Genomic DNA, 15,909 nt, shown 5'->3' with positions numbered 1-15,909 from the left:
CCTTTCAGAAATGGCCGAAACGCAGGCCGATGGAGAAATAGCGCCCGATCTGGTCGGCAAAGGGCGCCGCCGGATAGATCAGGCCGGGGTTGGAGGAGCTGGCCTCGTAATAGCCGCCCGTCACATTGAAGAGGTTGTTGATGTTGAAGAAGGCCGTCACCGGATAGTTGCCGATGGACAGCCCCTGCGAGAGGTTCAGATCGGTCTGCACATAGGCTTTCGAGGGCGCATCGGCCACGATCAGCGTAGGATCGGCGCTGTAATGGAAGGGCGAGAAATAGCGCAAAGTCAGCGCGGCATTGGTCCTGTTCACGCCATAGCGCAGCACGGCTGTGATGCGATCCACCGGCGCCAGCGCCGTGCCCGCCGTGTTGGTGATGACAGCGCCGGGCAGGCTCTGGGTTTTCAGGACCGGCTCATGCGTCCATTGCACATTGAGGCCGGCCCGCCCGCCAAGGCCCGAGGACAGGTGCTCCAGATCGAAGCCGTAATCGAAACCCACCACAAAGCCGCGCGAGAAGACCTGAGCGATGTTCTCATTCTCCTTGTAATTGGCGGTCGGCGCATTGGCAGCGCTGGTGTTCGTAGCACCCAACGGGCGCGCCACCAGCGAACAGAGCGGCGAAGACCCACCCGAGGCGATGCAGATCTTCTCCACCGATGTCGTCAGGCCTGACAGCGAGCTGATCGCATTGCTGATCTTGATGTCGTAATAGTCGAAGGAGAGCGAAAGCCCCCGGATCGCCGGAGGGCTGTAGCTGCCGCCGATGGTCAGATTGCGCGCCACTTCGGGCTTCAGATCGGCATTGCCCTGGCTGATGTTGAGAATCTGGCCATTCGCCCCGGTCAGATAATCGGTGTAGCCCGAGATCGTCGCCGTCTGCCCCTGATAGAGTTCATAAAGCGTGGGCGCGCGAATATCACGCGAGCGCGTGGCATGAATGTTGAGCCCCGGCGCGGGGCTCCACTCCAGCCCCAGACGCCATGTCTCGGCAGAACCGCTGGTGCTGTAATGGGTGTAGCGCCCTGCCGCGCTGGCTGTCAGCGAACGCACCAGCGGCAGATCGCGCAGCAGAGGCACGCTCAGCTCCAGATTGCCCTCATAAACCGATTGCGTGCCATAGGCGGGCGCCGAGATATTCTTGGTCCACAGCTGCGTCCCCACCGCCACGGTGCTGCCATTGGCCCCCACACGCAGGCCGGTGGGATCGAATGTGTTGTCGGTGACGGTCGAGACCTCGCGCAGGATCTGGTGGCGGTATTCGCCCCCTGCCGCCAGCTTGATCGGCCCGGCCCAACCCTGCGCCAGCGTGCCGCTCAGGCTGCCGCCAAGATCATGCATGGTGTTGGTGGCGGCCCAATATGTGTTGCCGGTGATATAGTTGATCGCCGCTGCGGAGGCATTGCCATTGCCCAGCACATTGAGCGGCACGCAGCCCGGAAAAGCCCCCGGCGAGACGATGCTGGAGCGGCAAACAATGTTGCCCGAGGCATCCTTCACCGCATCCAGCGCGGCATAGAGCCGTTCTGTGTTCACATTGCCGGTGGTCAGCTGAGAGGTGCGCCCAACCCCATAGGTATAGTAGAGTTCCCAGTCAAAATTTTTGAACACCGTGCCCGTCAGCCCCGCGCGCACCGAAAAGGCGGTGGTGCGGTCATGCAGGCCAAGGATGTTGCCGAAATCCTCATTGTAGCGGGCAAGGTTGAAGCTCCCGGTGTTGGTGGCCGTCAGCTGCGCCTGATATTGCGGCAGCAGATAGGCATTGCCGCTGTAGATGGTGATCGGCGTGGAGCTGGCCGTGCTGATCAGATTCTGCTCATGCGAGGAGGTGGCGGTGTTGGCATAGCTCGCCTGCACATAGAATTTGGTGCGGTCACTCACGTCATAGTCGAAGCGCCCGAAGAACTGCGCCGTGGTGAGCGAGGGCAGCAGGTTGGTATCGCGGCGATAGGAGCCATCGCCCCCCACCGACACACCCGAGGTGTTGGTTGGTGTGCCCTTGTCGAACGCCGCCAGCGTGCCGTCAGGCAGGAACTGCTGCCCGGCGAAAGGCCCATTGGTTACCAGCCCGCCGAAGGTCGAGGTGTTCAGCCTCGTGCCCGCCACCTGCGCCAGAGGGCTGGCCGCCGTGCCGCTGCCCACAATGGAGACGGCGGAATTGCCAAACGGACGCGGCATGGCCGAAATGCCATCGCGATGGAAATATTCCGCGCTCCATTCGAAGTGGGCGCGATCCCCGATCCTGAAGCCGTTGGCGATGCTGCCCCGGATCGAGCGCCCGTCGCCATAGGTCGAGATGCCGTCCTGCACCTGCCCCTTGATGCCGTTGAAGTCCTTGTCGAGGATGAAGTTCACCACGCCCGAAACAGCATCCGAACCATAGACCGCCGAGGCGCCCCCGGTAACGACCTCCACGCGCTTGACCAGCAATTGCGGCAGGGTGTTGATGTCGGTCGTGCCGTCATAATAGGTCGGCGGCACGCGGTGGCCGTCTTCCAGCACCAGCGTGCGGATCGGCCCGAGGCCCCACAGATCGAGGTAATTGCCGGTAGGCTGATAACCGCCGTCAGAGGCGCTGTCGCTGCTCTTGATCGGTGAGAAGACGGGAATTTTGGCCAGCCCGGCCGGCAGGCTTTCCGGCGAAAGATCGGCCAGCTCCTGACTGGAGACACGCCGCACCGGGCTGGGCCCGCCCGCCGCGCCCTTGATGCGGGTGCCGGTCACCACGATATCGTCACCCACTCCCGTTGTCGGGGTTGGCGTTGCTTCGGCCTGCTGCGGGCCGATGATGATGATGCCATTGGCGCCGCGCCGGGCACCGAGATGGCTGCCCTGCAACAGCCGGGACAGGGCCGCTTCGGCGGTGAAGCGGCCTTTCAGCGCCTGGCTTTCCACCTTCCCCACCTGCCCGGCATCGAACACCATCTGCTGGCGGGTGATCCGCCCGTAGCTGCGCAGAGCCTGACCCAATCCCTGCGCCGGAAGATCGAAATCATAACTCGCACTGGCAGCCTGCGCCATCGCCGGAGCCACCGCATAGACATGCGCCGCGGCCAGCACCGCCATGCAGCCTGCCAGCCTCAACCCAGCCCTGATCCCCGGCTTCATCCCTGTCGTCACGTCCATCTTCCCCTGAAGTCTACCGAACTGCTAGGGAATACGCGTCACCCGATCAAAGCCTCAGCGGCAGGGCGCAGTAGAGTTGCTTGGGGTTCGCAAACAGAAACTTCCATCCGCCTGCCTTTCGGCCACCACCGGGGCCACATGCGTCACGCCGCTGACGAAAGCCTCAAGGTCTCCGGCGTTGAACAGGCCGCTGATGCGGATCGGAGCGGCCTCCTGCGCCACCAGCAGATGCGGCCCGGGCAGATAGCGGTTCATGCGCGCCGCCACCACGCCCAGCGGCTCATCGGAGACATCGATCTGGCCCTGCTCCCACGCCCTTTCGCTGCGCGGATCGGCCAGATCATGCACGCTGACCGGTGCCGGGCCTTCGGGCACCACCGCCTCACGGCCGGGGGTCAGCATGGTGTCGGCGGCGATGCCATGCTGGCGACCCTCCAGCAGGCCGGGCACCAGACGGTCGCCCTGATGGCGCAGGATGGCGACATGGCCCTCGTACAGCACCACACGGGTCTGCCCGCCCAGCCATTCCATGCCGAATTGCGTGCCCGTGGCCACCACCAGACTGCCATGGCTGGCGACGGAAAAAGGATGCAGCGGGTCCTTGGCGACGGTGAAGGTGGCCCTTCCCTTCTCCAGCACCAGATGCCGCCCGTCGGCGCGGTAATCGACGGTGACACTGCTCTGCGCATCCATCGCCAGCAGCGAGCCATCGGAGAGCGCCACCACGCGTCTTTCGCCGGTGCCGGTTTCATAATGATCAGGCTTGAGCCAAAAATAGAGCCCCGCGCCGACCACCAGCGCAAGCCCCGCCGCCGCCAAAGCCATATGCTTCACCGCAGGCAGCCGCCAGCGCGCGCGCCAGCGCTTGCTCTGCACCGCATGCAGTGCATCGAGCGCCTCGCTGCGCAGGGAGAGGATTTCCGGCTCGAAACGCGGGCCTTCCAGCATCGCCCAGCTGGCCATGGCACGGTCAAAGGCCTCACCATGCGCAGGGCTTTGCTGCAGCCAGTCGGCGAAGGCCTCGATCGCCTCAAAATCCATCTCACCCTCGACATGGCGCAGGGCCCAGCCGATGGCGATCTCTTCCGGATCGGGGGCGACGGGCGTCATTGCCAATCCTCCCTCAGGGCCATCAGCAGCTTCATGGCCTTGGCGATATGCTTCTCCACCGCGCTGACCGAGAGGCCGAAGCTCTCGGCGATATCCTTGCGGGCCATGCCTTCCAGCCGATAGAGGATGAAGATCACCCGCGTCCGCTCCGGCAGGCTGCCGAGCGCCCGCTGGATGGCGCCAAGCGCCTGCTGCCCGGCCAACACCCTTTCGGGATCGCGGCTCTCCACCGCGCCTTCACCTTGGGTGATCGCCTCCTCGCGCCAGGCGGCGCGCACGCCCTCACGCCGGGCCCGGTCATGCAGCAGATTGGCCGCCGCGCGAAAGATATAGGCCCCCGCCGTCTCGCGCTCCAGCCCGGCGGTGGCATAGATGCGGGCGAAAACCTCCTGCACCATATCCTCGGCCTCGGCAGGATTGCCGGTGCGGCGGCGGAAAAAGGCCAGCAGCGAGGGGCGGTATTGCCGGTCGAGATCCATCAGCCAGGCGGCGGGATAGGGGGAGGCATTCTCATGCATATCACCAGCATACGCATGAGCAGGCCAAATCCACAGCAGATCGGACACAATCAGCTGCGATGGCTTGCTGTCCCGCCGACAGGTTGCTCTACCCTTCTCCCGACACATGAGGCGGAGGGAACGCATGCTGGGATCTGATGTCATCTGGCCCCTCTGGAGCGAGACGCCTGCCGTCACCTTCGAGAACCCCGACGGAGCGCCCAAGACGGCGGTGGTCACGGCGGTCGAGCAGCCGGTTCTGCTGGGCTTCCACCCGGCCAGACCCAATGGACGCGCCATGCTGGTGCTGGGCGGGGGCGGCTATGTCGCGCTGATGGCGGGGCGGGAAGGCGTGCAGGTCGCGCAATGGCTGACCGCGCTGGGCTATCACGCTTTCGTGCTGCTGCACCGTTTCCCCAACGCCGCCCATGGCGTCGCCGCGCCGCTTGATGATGCGATCGAGGCCATGCGCCTGATCCGCGCCAGCGATCCGGGTTTCGCGGGCGTGGGGGTGGTCGGCCTGTCCTCGGGCGGCCATCTGGCGGCCTGTCTGTTGGCCGCCTATCCGCAGGAGTGGACGCCCCGATCCCATGCCGCGCGCCCGGATGTGGCGGTGATCGGCTATGCGCCGATCTCGACCAATGCCAGGGGCCGCACCATCGTGGCGAACAAACCGCCGCTGCCGCCAGCCGAGAAACAGGCGATGTATGACCGGCTCCAGCCCGACGCGCAGCTGCTGCCCGCGCCGCCGCCCGGTTTTATCGTCTATGCGGGCAATGATCCGGTCGTGCCGGTGGAGAATGCCCATCGGCTGCAGAAGGCCTGGATCGCGGCGGGCGGTTTGGCCGAGTTGCATATCTTTGCCGATGCGCCGCATGGCTTTGCGCTCGATACGAAGGATCTGCCGGTGTCGGTCTGGCCGGTCCTGTGCGAGGCCTGGCTGCGGCAGGTGGGCTTTCTGGCGTAGCACCGCCTGCCTCTGGCGAAGCCGCACGACCCATCCGGTTATGCTGCGCTCATAAACGCACAAAAACATGCAACAATTATGTGTTGGGTACGTTTGTATCAAACGTGCTACATTGCACGCAGCCGCAAAAAGCAGCGCAACAGGACCTTGGGAGAGGCCTATGAACAGAGTTCACAGTCGCAGATATGCGTCGCGAACGATTGATGCAAAACATCCGGTGGCCTGCACCTGCTCCGATGCCGCCGCCATCTGCATGGGCGTTCCCGCCCTGGCGATCCTGCTGCTCGGGCTGTGGTGGTCCGGCATTCTGTGATCACCGGCTGACCAGCACGATCAATGCGGCGCTGATGCGCTCACCACCCTTGTCTCGGGGATTGGGGCATAGGCCTGGGCGGCGCCCGCGAAGCTGATCTCGAACCGGTCCAGCGTCACCCCCGGGTCCAGCGCATAGACCTCCAGCGTATGACTGCCCGGCTTGAGCGGCAGATCGGCAAGCTGGGCGCTGGCGGCATTGTCCAGCACATTCTGGCGCCAGACCGCGCCGTAATAGGGTGCGGTGAAGTCAAGCACCCGGGGCTCTCCCCCATCGATCGCCACGGCGATACGCTGCCTGCCCCCCACATTGGCGGGCGGCAAGGGCAGCGCCACGGCGCGCAGACTGGCCAGCTCATCGATGACGATGTTGGGGAAGCTGTAATCCCGATCAGGCCGCTGCGTGGCAAAGCGGTAGAGCAGGCGGGGTGCCGTCGCCATGGCCGCAGCATCATGCACATCGACCGGCACCATATCGAGATCGGCCTGCATATCCGCCTCTGCATGGCCAACGCCTTCCAGCCTTGTCCATGCGCCGCTCTGGCGGTCGGCATGGGCGGCGTGGATCGCGACCACACCCTGACTGTCGATGAAGGAGGCCGCCGGATCGGCCTGCCGGGGCGCGAGGCGCACATGCACATCGATCGGCTTGCGGCCCGCGCTGCAGGTGACATGGATCAGCCCTTCGGCCTCACCCTGCGGCGCCCTGGCCCAGTCGATCGAGACATGCAGGCGCTGCTCGCTGGTGGCGGAGGAGAAATGGCCCGCGCTGCGGTCCAGCCTGATCCATGGCGCCATGGGGGTGGCGCTCCAGTCGGCATCGCCCGGCTGTTCGGTGAAGATGTCGAGAAAAGCGCTGCGGTCGCCCAATTCGCGATGGAAGCCGGGCATGGTGGCAAACCACCAGCCCACATCGTCGAAGAAGCCTCCGCCCTCCACCTGCACGCCGCAGCGTGCTTCGCCGCCCGGGCTGGTCCATTGGGGAATCGCGGGCGGCAGGTAATTGGGCAGGGATTGCGGATAATCCGTGGCGATGCCGTTCCATTTGCCGCCCGCATTGTCCTGATTGTAACGGCGGACATTCTCGACAATCGCCTGATGCGCGCGCTGCGCTTCCTGCCCATAGGCATTGGCGCTGGCCCTGCGCTGCAGCCCATAGGCGATCGACTTGTCGAGCGCGAGCTGTTGCAGGTTCATGCTGCCGCCTGTGTTGACGGTGTAATCGACCAGCTCGAAAAACGCCGCTTTGCGGTCGGCAGGCAGGGCCGCCATCAGGCTTTTCGACTGCGCCATGATCGCCTGATACGCCCCGGCACGGCGGGCATTCTCATCGCCGAAATCGCTGAGGTTGAAGCGCGTCTGCTGCACCGGCGTTTCCGGGAAGGTGGTGTTGAAGCCCATGAATTCCGGGTTCCGGTCAAAGGCCAGCTTGTAATAGCGCCACATGACCTCGGCGGTTTGCTCGCCCTGTGCCGGGCCGAAGGTCTTTATCGCCCAGGCGCGCATATAGTCACGCGCCGACCCCGGCTTGGCGAAGGCATCCATATCGAAGGCCATCGCCAGAAAGAAATCCGTGAGATATTCCACCGGCTTGATGTTGCCGACATTCAGCATCCAGACCTTGCGCGCGCCGAAATGATAGGAGCGCCGCATCTCCTCCCACATCAGATTGGGGTCGGTGGAGCCGAGGAACAGGTAATTGCCCGGCGCGCCCCAGAAGGTGGTATGGTAATAGACCCCTGACCCGCCCGGGCGCTGCCTTTCGCGCGCAGTGTCGAGCTGGGCCATATAGCCGTAATTGTCGTCCGGCCAGACGATGGTCACATCATCGGGCAGCTGGATGCGGCCCGTGTTATAGGCCGCGCCGACCTCCTTATAGGGGGTGAAGACCTGCGGAATCCGGTCGGCGGGCTTGCCCAGCGTCTCGCTCAGGATCTTGCGCTGCTGCGTGACGACATCATGCAGGATATCGCCCATCTTCTCGGCGGAATCGGCGCCCTCCATGGGGAAATCATCGGCGCCGCGCATGCCGATGGTGTAGAGATTGTCGTAAGCGCCCCATGTCTGCACCGCGCCGCGCCAGTATGCGATCAGCCGGTCCCGGTTTTTCACCCAATTGTAGGGCCCCATCAGCTTGGGGTCCCATTCCAGCGCATTGTTGCGCAGCAGCATCTCGACATGCGAGGTGCCCCGCACGATCGCGTAATCCTGAGCGAGCCTGTAGTTCTCGGGACGGGCGTTGAAGGGTGGATCGCCGCCATTCATCGCGGGCCACAGCATATTGGCCTTGAGCCGCCACATCAGCTCAAACACTCTTGTGTAGGTTGCCGGGCCGATGCCGCCTGCGGAGGGCTCATAGGTCTTGGCGGCCCATAGTTTCAGATTGTCGGCATTGATGAAGAAGCCGCGGTATTTGACGCTGGGCTCCCTCGAATAGGCAAGGGCAGCCGAAACGGCGATGCGGCTGACACGGCGCGTCGTCACATCGGCCCACCATTCCCAGGCCGAGACGCCCATCTCCCGCGTCAGATCCACCACGCCCCAGATGGCGCCGCGCTGGTCCGAACCGAAGATCAGGATCGCTCTGGCATGCGGGTCCCACGGCGCGGGGATCATCGCCCGGCCATAGACCTCCCATTTGCCGTCGATGGCGGCGGTGGAGAGGTGGTTGGCCCGCAGCAACGCCGCGATCCCCGGCGAGGAGGCCAGCCCGACGATCACCCCCGTCCCCCGCGCCTGCCCCATCTGCGAGACCACGGCAGGCGATTGCCCGCTCAGCCGTGCCAGATCGCCCGCCAGCAGGTCCGCCGCCTTGCGCAGGGGCGTGCCTGCGTCCCCGTCATAGACCACCGTGGCGACAGCGCGCCCGTCATAAAGCGCCAGCGTGGCAGGTTGCGCAGCTGTGGCGGCTGCGGGCAGCATCAGAGCGCAACCCAGAAGGACAAGAAGGCGTGTGAGGAACAGAGGCAGGGAGGCCGTCTTGAACGCATTGGTGTGGCGCACGGCATGCGTGTTCATCATGAGAATCATGATGGCTCTCCCTTTGTTGTTATGATCACCACGCTACAGTTAGCGCTACCATCATGCAATCCCGCATCCGCTGCAACTTGCCGTTCAGTCGCGAGGCGCTATCCTGCCGCCCGGGGAGACGATCATGGGGGGCAACACGATGGCCACACTCAACGATCAGGTGATCGGGGCGCTTTACGGGGCAATTGATGATCCGGGGCGCTGGATCGGCCTGATGGACCTGCTGCGCCAGCATATGGGCGTGGAAAGCGTGGCAGCGCAGCTGCTGGTCCCATCGCAGGATCTGCTGCTGCCGCTCTGGACCAGACGCGACAGCCATTCCGAGCGCAATGGCATGCTGCACGATTCATGGGCCAACAGCCCGGCCAATCCCCGTTTTCGCCGCCCGCTCTCCCCGCCACCGGCGCTGGACATCGACAGCGATCAACGATGCCGCGATTATTCCGCGCAGGATCGCCGCATGCTCTCCGACGGGCTGGCGCGCTGCGGTCTGGGGCCCGCCTTCTGGCTGAGCCAGCGGCTCGATGACGGCCACACCTTCACGCTGATCTTCCACCGCGTGGCAGACGACCGGCGCGATATGGGCGCGCATGATGAAAGCCTGCTGACCCTGCTGGCGCCGCATATCCGTCAGGCCCTGCGGCTGCAAACGCGCCTGACCACGCTGGAGATGCAGGCCGGGCTGGTGCAACAGGCCAATGATGCGATGATGACCGCGATGGTCGCCTGCGACCGCCAACTGCGCGTCCATTGGAGCAATGCCGATGCCAGGGCGATGTTCGCCGCGCCAGACATGCTTCACCTGCGTGATGACCATCTCTCCGCCCCCTGCCGCACCGATCATGAGCGATTGCTGGCGCTGGTTCAGGGCCGCTACGATCGCACCGTCATGGCCATGGGCGGGATCGACCGCCCCGCGCTGCATATCCGCGCCCGCCCGGCGCAGACCCTGCCGGAGCATCCTGCCCTGACGCGCGATCTGGTGCTGCTGGTGATGACAAGGCCAGACCTGGCGGTGCGCTATGCCCCGGCCGACCTGGCCATGCTTTTCGGCCTGACCATGACCGAGGCCGCGCTGGCCGCCAGCCTGGCCGCCGGGGGCAGCGTCAGCGATTTTGCGGTGGCGCGCGGGATCGCCGAGGGCACGGCCCGCCTGCACCTCAAACGCGTGCTGGCCAAGACCGGCACCGGGCGCCAATCGGAGCTGGTGCGGCGCATCTGCCGCTCGGTGGCCGATGGGCAGATTGTTTTGTGATATAGCATATACCATTCGGGGGACGCGCCCCTCCCCCGCTTCCTGCATTGCTTGCGCCATCACGTCGGGATCGACGCGAAAGGCGCAAGCCCCTCGCCCGGACCTCCCGACGGAACGACCGCCCCAACGGCGGCATGCGGGAGGGAACCATGAAGCAAGCCATCATCCATCTGTCGGCGATTTCAGCGCTGGCCTTGTCAACCGCCGCCATGGCGCAGGAGGCCAGACAGGCTGACACGCCCAGCCAGGGCGAGATCATCGTCACCGCCACCCGCCGCGCCGAGGCGCTGAGCAAGGTGCCGCTCTCGGTCACCGCTTTGGGGCAGGCGGCGCTGGACAATCGCGGGATCAAGGACATTTCCGGTCTGGTGCGCCAGACGCCGGGCATCCAGTTCGATCCCAACGGCTTTGGCAACCAGACCAACATCGCCATTCGCGGCGTCAGCTCGACGGTGGGCGCGGCCACCACCGGCGTCTACATCGATGACACGCCGATCCAGAGCCGCGTCGTCGGCTATTCCTCCACCAATGCCTTTCCCGCCGTCTTCGATCTGGCCCGTGTCGAGGTGCTGCGCGGGCCGCAGGGCACGCTGTTCGGCGCGGGGTCGGAGGGCGGCACGGTGCGCTTCATCACCACCCAGCCCAGCCTGAACGACATCCATATCTATGCCCGCGGCGAAACCTCCGCAACGCAGGGCGGCGCCATCTCCGGCGAAATCGGCGCCTCGGTGACCGGGCCACTGGTGCGCGACAAGCTCGGGCTGGCCGCCACGCTGTGGTATCGCCATGACGGCGGATGGGTGGACCGCCAGAACACCAATCCGCTGCTGAGCGGGCAACCGGTGCTGCATAACGTCAATTCGGGCGACACGCTGGTCGGGCGTTTCGCGCTGAAATGGGCGGCGAGCGACGCGCTGACCATCACGCCCTCGCTGTTCTATCAGCGCCGCATCCTCCACGACAGCAGCACCTATTGGGAAAGCCTCTCCAACCCGTCGCAGGGCCAGTTCCTGAGCGGCCAGCCCAATGCCTCGCCCGACCGGGACCGCTTCCTGCTGCCCGCGCTCAACATCACCGGCGATCTGGGCGGGGTGCAGATCATCAACAACACCTCCTATTACATCCGCGATCAAAGCGCGCAGATCGATTATTCCACCATCTGGCCCGCCGTGTTCGATGGCACGCCATGGGTTTCGGCGCGCTACAATGCGCTGGCGCATATGGCCAATGACCAGCGCACCTTCACTCAGGAATTGCGCGCGCAATCGACTCAGAAAGATGCCCGCCTGTCATGGGTGCTGGGCGTGTTCTATGCCAAATCGGTCCAGCATTTTTCCGAGGATGTTCAGGACCCCTATTTCGCCGATATCTTCGGCGGCATCCCGCCCGAACTGGTGCTGGGCACGCCTCTGGTGAATGGCACCTCCTCGCTGGCAGGCGCGGGGCGCGGCGCCGATGAGCAGATCGCCGGTTTCGCCGACGGCACCTTTGCCATCACGCCCAAGCTGAAAGCCAGCGCCGGCTTGCGTGTCGCCCATACCAAATTCAGCGGCAATTCGCTGTTTCAGGGGCCGGTCTCGGGCTATCAGCTGCAGCCCACGCAATCGGTCAGCGAAAGCCCGGTGACCCCCAAATTCGGCCTCGACTGGCAGGCCAGCCCCGCCGTGATGCTCTATGTCAGCGCGGCCAAGGGCTATCGCATCGGCGGCACCAATGCGCCGGTGCCGCAAGCGGTCTGCGGCGCCGATCTGGCGGGTTACGGCTTCACCTCCGTGCCGGGCACCTACAAGTCGGACAGCCTGTGGAGCTATGAGGCCGGGGCGAAGGGCCGGGTCGGGCGCGCCGTCACCTTTGCCGCCAGCGCCTTCCGCGTCGACTGGAGCGACATTCAGCAGGATGTCTATCTCCAGCATTGCGGGGCGCATTTCACCGCCAATCTGGGGCAGGCGCGCAGCACCGGCTTCGATCTGCAGGCAACGGTGCGGGTCGCCAGGGGGCTCTCGCTGGACGGTACGCTCAGCTACACCTCGGCGCATTTCACGCAGAATGTGGCGGGCGGCGCGCTGGCCACCACCGCCGACCATCTCGAAACCCATCCCTGGACCGCCAGCATCGGCGGCAGTTACGAAAGGCCGATCGCCATCGGTTCGCTCTATCTGCGCGGCGATTACCAGTACAAGAGCCCCGGCCCGGAAACCGCCACCACCGATCCGGCCACCAACTCCTACGATCCGGGCGCGCTACGCACCGCGGCCTTCCATTTCGCCAGCCTGCGTCTGGGTTGGCGGCATGGGGCGGTCGATGTCTCGGCCTTTATCGACAATCTCACCAATGATCACGCGGTGCTGTCCCGCTCGATCGGGGTGGTGGGGGTGGGCTCCTATCAATCGATCACATCGCGTCCGCGCACCTTCGGCCTGACCATGCTGCTGCGCAAATAAACCTCTTCCCAACAAGGATGATCCATGTCTTTTTCCCGCTTCCCCCTCACGCGCGTGCTGGCTCTTGCCCTGGCGCTGTCGCCCATCGCGCCGCTCCAGGCCCAGACCGCGCCCAGCCATGTGCTGCCCGATGGCACCGTGCCCCCCGCGCTGGCCGCAGCGCGCATGCATATGCTCGAAGCGCCCGAGAACATGCTGACCTTCCACAACATGGACCAGCTGTTCCAGACCCGCGTGGTGCCCCGCTCCGGCCCGATTGCCCCGCTGGCCCATGCCGATACCGCCCTGCCCAAGGCCACCATTCGCGGCCAGACCATGAGCGAGGATGCCTGGGAGGATCTGACCTACACCTCCGCCTTTCTGGTGATGCGCGATGGCAAGATCCTGCATGAAAGCTATCGCAACAACACCGATGAGCGGACCCATTTCATCTCCTTCTCGATGGCGAAAACCTTCACCTCGATGCTGGTGGGCATCGCCGTGGCGCAAGGCGCGATCCATTCGGTGGACGATCCGGCGACGCTCTATGTGCCGGAGCTGAAAGGGTCGGGCTATGATGGCGTGACCATCCGCCAGCTGCTGCAGATGCGCTCCGGCACCGATTATGAGGAGCGCTATGATTTCGGCGCGACGCCCAGCATTGCCGCGCAAATCTTCCTCAACGCCATCGTCGCCAACAAGGAGCGCTTTGCCGATATGGCCCCGCGCATGAAGCGCAAAGTCGCGCCGGGCAGCCATTTCAACTATTCCACGCTGGACACCTCGGTGCTGGGCTGGGTGCTGGAACGCGCCACCAAGCGCCCGCTGGCCGATTTCACCGCCCACGATCTCTGGCAGCCTTTGGGCACGGAATCGCATGGCTTCTGGCTGGCCGATGGCGGGCCGGGCGTGGGCCGTGAACTCAACGGCATGGCCTATAATGCTACCCTGCGTGATTTTGCCCGCTTCGGGCAGATGATGCTGGATCAGGGGCGCTTCAACGGGCGGCAGATCGTGCCGGCTGACTGGATGAAGCAGGCCACCACCATGACGCCCAATGCCGATCCCGGAACCCCGCCGCCGCCCGCCAGCGTGACCAATCCCTTCGCCCGGTCCGGCTATGGCTATCAGATCTGGAAGCTGGACGACACCGGCGCCTTCACCGCGCTGGGGCTGCAGGGGCAGTTTATCTATGTCCATCCCGCGACGCGCACGGTGATCGTCAAGCTCAGCTTCTTCCCCGAGGAAGGCTCGCCCAAAAGCGATGCCGCGCTGGAAGACACGCTGGCCTATTTCCGCACCCTGACCGCATGGAAAGACCAGTGATCATCCTCCGATCCGTGGCTTTGGCCGCGCTGGCCATCGCCACGGCAGCGCAGGCTCAGGCCCCGGTGCCGGTCCATCAGGCCACCACCCCGCCCGATGAAATGAACCCGCCGGTCAAGCATCAGCCGGTGTTCTTCGCCCGCCGCCTGACCGGCTATCTGCCCACGCGCGATGGCACGCAGCTGCGCTACAGCGTGCTGCTGCCCAGGGGCAAGGGGCCGTTTCCGGTGATCGTCAACTATTCGGGCTATGATCCGGGGGCGATCGGCGGCGCGGCCTATCTGGATGACAACACCGCCATGTCGGTCAATCTCGACCGCGCCCTGGTGGCTGAGGGCTATGCGGTGGTGGGCATCAATGCGCGGGGCACGGGCTGCTCGGAAGGGCAGTTCGAATTCCTCGCCCGCTCCTATGGCGAGGATGGGCGCGATGCGGTGGAATGGATCGCCGCCCAGCCATGGTCGAATGGCGCGGTGGGCATGGCCAACTGGTCATGGGCGGGCATGTCGCAGCTGGCCACCGCCGCCGAGCAGCCGCCGCATCTCAAGGCCATCGCGCCGGGCATGCCGCTGGGCGATGCACGGCTGGACAGCTGGTATCCGGGCGGCGTGCCCGCACCGGGCTTTGTCGATGGCTGGTGGAATTACCTCCATGCGCGCTGGAATTCGGCCAAGGCCAGCGCTCAGGCCGAGGGTGACCAGCGCTGTCTGGCGCAAATCGCCCGCAACGAACAAACCGCCGAAAGCAACCGCCTGCCCTCGGTGCTGATCCGCCATCCGCTGCGCGATGCTTATATCGAGATCCGCAATCTGGCCGCGCGCACGAATCGGATCACGGTGCCGGTCTTCTCGATGGAGGTGTTTCAGGATGAGGCGGTGATCTCCCGCATGGGCTATTTTCAGGAGACGCTCGATCCCTCGCGCCTGTGGTCTCTGCAAACCAATGGCGCGCATGATCTCTATGCCTCAACGCGGTTTCGCACGCAGTTGATCCGCTTTTTCGACCATTTCGTGAAGGGCAAGGCCAATGGTTTCGAGGCCACGCCCCATGTGCAGGTCTGGATCGAAGGCGCGCTGAAAGGCCCCGGCGAGGGTGCCTTTGAAACCTTCACGCCGGGGCTTACTCTTTCCCATCCGACCTTCCCGATGCCGGTGACGCCGCTGGCCTTCAACCTTTCCGCCGATGGCAGGCTGGTGACGGACCATGGCGAGGGCCAGCCCGATGGTTTCGACTATCCTCTGCGCGGACCCGCCGTGAATCACGAATTCGGCAGGGACAGTTGGGAGCCGCTGAAGCCGGACTGGCAGCGCGGCACGCTGGCCTACACCAGCGCCGCTTTCGACCATGATGTGGTGGCCTATGGCCCGGCCAGCGCCGATCTCTGGGTGACCACCACCACCGCCGATGCCGATCTGCAAGTGACGCTGACCGAGTTGCGCCCCGATGGGCAGGAGATGTTTCTCCAGCGTGGCTGGCTGCGCCTGTCGGACCGCGCGCAGGACCCGGCAAAATCCACGCCGCTGCGCCCATGGCCGCTGGACCGCCCGGAGAGCATGGCGGCGATGGTGCCGGGCGCCCCCGCTCTGGCCCGGATCGAGGTGCAGAAATTCGCCCATGCCTTCCGCAAGGGATCGCGCCTGAGGCTGTGGATCGACACGCCCAGCCAGTATGGCGGCTTTCTTTTCGCCCCCCAATCGGTGCCGGGCCGGGTCGCGGTGCTGCATGATGCGCAGCATCCCTCCCGCCTGATGATCGGCACGGTGCCCGGCGTTGCGGTGCCCGCCGCATGGCCGGTTTGCGGCACCATTCTCCACCAGCCCTGCCGCCCGGACCCGCTGCGGCAGGCACAATAATGCGCAAGGAGA

The 15,909-nt window shown here is 65.1% G+C and carries 9 protein-coding genes; 5 read left to right on the top strand and 4 right to left on the bottom strand.

The annotated features are described in order from the left end of the window. Positions 1-4: 4 nt before the first annotated feature. Genes HGK27_RS23900 through HGK27_RS23890 form a run of 3 tightly spaced genes read right to left on the bottom strand, consistent with a single transcriptional unit; the run spans position 5 to position 4,755 of the window. The gene (locus HGK27_RS23900; protein WP_206245375.1) at positions 5-3,121 is read right to left on the bottom strand and encodes a TonB-dependent receptor; all 3,117 of its coding nucleotides are present in this window, start codon (positions 3,119-3,121) and stop codon (positions 5-7) included. A 60-nt stretch (positions 3,122-3,181) separates the two neighbouring features. Further along, positions 3,182-4,237 (bottom strand): FecR family protein, encoded by a 1,056-nt coding sequence (locus HGK27_RS23895; RefSeq protein ID WP_206245374.1) that lies wholly within the window; start codon positions 4,235-4,237, stop codon positions 3,182-3,184. After that, entirely contained in the window at positions 4,234-4,755 is a 522-nt protein-coding gene (locus HGK27_RS23890; RefSeq protein WP_206245373.1) for an RNA polymerase sigma factor, read from the bottom strand. The genes HGK27_RS23895 and HGK27_RS23890 overlap by 4 nt, the downstream gene beginning before the upstream one ends. 124 nt (positions 4,756-4,879) lie before the next feature. Between HGK27_RS23890 and HGK27_RS23885 the strand changes: the two genes are divergently transcribed. After that, the gene (locus HGK27_RS23885; RefSeq protein ID WP_206245372.1) at positions 4,880-5,701 is read left to right on the top strand and encodes an alpha/beta hydrolase; all 822 of its coding nucleotides are present in this window, start codon (positions 4,880-4,882) and stop codon (positions 5,699-5,701) included. Between the two features lie 333 nt (positions 5,702-6,034). On the opposite strand, the gene HGK27_RS23880 is transcribed toward HGK27_RS23885, so the two are convergent. Then, positions 6,035-9,043, bottom strand: coding sequence for a glycosyl hydrolase 115 family protein (locus tag HGK27_RS23880; protein ID WP_206245371.1), 3,009 nt, complete (start codon positions 9,041-9,043; stop codon positions 6,035-6,037). Between the two features lie 124 nt (positions 9,044-9,167). Here HGK27_RS23880 and HGK27_RS23875 point away from each other — a divergent pair, with 124 nt between their 5' ends. From HGK27_RS23875 to HGK27_RS23860, 4 genes are all read left to right on the top strand, one after another. Then, positions 9,168-10,298, top strand: coding sequence for a helix-turn-helix transcriptional regulator (locus HGK27_RS23875; protein WP_206245370.1), 1,131 nt, complete (start codon positions 9,168-9,170; stop codon positions 10,296-10,298). A 149-nt stretch (positions 10,299-10,447) separates the two neighbouring features. Continuing rightward, complete coding sequence (locus tag HGK27_RS23870) at positions 10,448-12,739, top strand: TonB-dependent receptor (protein WP_206245369.1); 2,292 nt, start codon at positions 10,448-10,450, stop codon at positions 12,737-12,739. A gap of 24 nt (positions 12,740-12,763) precedes the next feature. Further along, positions 12,764-14,044: a serine hydrolase domain-containing protein gene (locus HGK27_RS23865; protein WP_206245368.1), complete on the top strand. Its 1,281-nt coding sequence runs from the start codon at positions 12,764-12,766 to the stop codon at positions 14,042-14,044. Further along, on the top strand, positions 14,041-15,897 hold the full coding sequence (locus HGK27_RS23860) for a CocE/NonD family hydrolase (protein ID WP_206245367.1): 1,857 nt from the start codon (positions 14,041-14,043) through the stop codon (positions 15,895-15,897). Before HGK27_RS23865 ends, HGK27_RS23860 begins: the two co-directional genes overlap by 4 nt. The last annotated feature ends 12 nt before the right edge of the window (positions 15,898-15,909 follow it).

It is taken from the genome of Novosphingobium terrae, assembly GCF_017163935.1.
In the GTDB taxonomy this organism is placed as follows: Bacteria; Pseudomonadota; Alphaproteobacteria; order Sphingomonadales; family Sphingomonadaceae; genus Novosphingobium; species Novosphingobium terrae.
This window is presented reverse-complemented; position numbering and strand designations above follow the sequence as displayed.

Bases quoted from the DNA above. Each gene is read 5' to 3' on its own strand.
- HGK27_RS23865 (WP_206245368.1), top strand. From the start codon at position 12,764: ATGTCTTTTTCCCGCTTCCCCCTCACGCGCGTGCTGGCTCTTGCCCTG.
- HGK27_RS23895 (WP_206245374.1), bottom strand. From the start codon at position 4,237: ATGACGCCCGTCGCCCCCGATCCGGAAGAGATCGCCATCGGCTGGGCC.
- HGK27_RS23870 (WP_206245369.1), top strand. From the start codon at position 10,448: ATGAAGCAAGCCATCATCCATCTGTCGGCGATTTCAGCGCTGGCCTTG.
- HGK27_RS23875 (WP_206245370.1), top strand. From the start codon at position 9,168: ATGGGGGGCAACACGATGGCCACACTCAACGATCAGGTGATCGGGGCG.
- HGK27_RS23885 (WP_206245372.1), top strand. From the start codon at position 4,880: ATGCTGGGATCTGATGTCATCTGGCCCCTCTGGAGCGAGACGCCTGCC.
- HGK27_RS23880 (WP_206245371.1), bottom strand. From the start codon at position 9,043: ATGATTCTCATGATGAACACGCATGCCGTGCGCCACACCAATGCGTTC.
- HGK27_RS23890 (WP_206245373.1), bottom strand. From the start codon at position 4,755: ATGCATGAGAATGCCTCCCCCTATCCCGCCGCCTGGCTGATGGATCTC.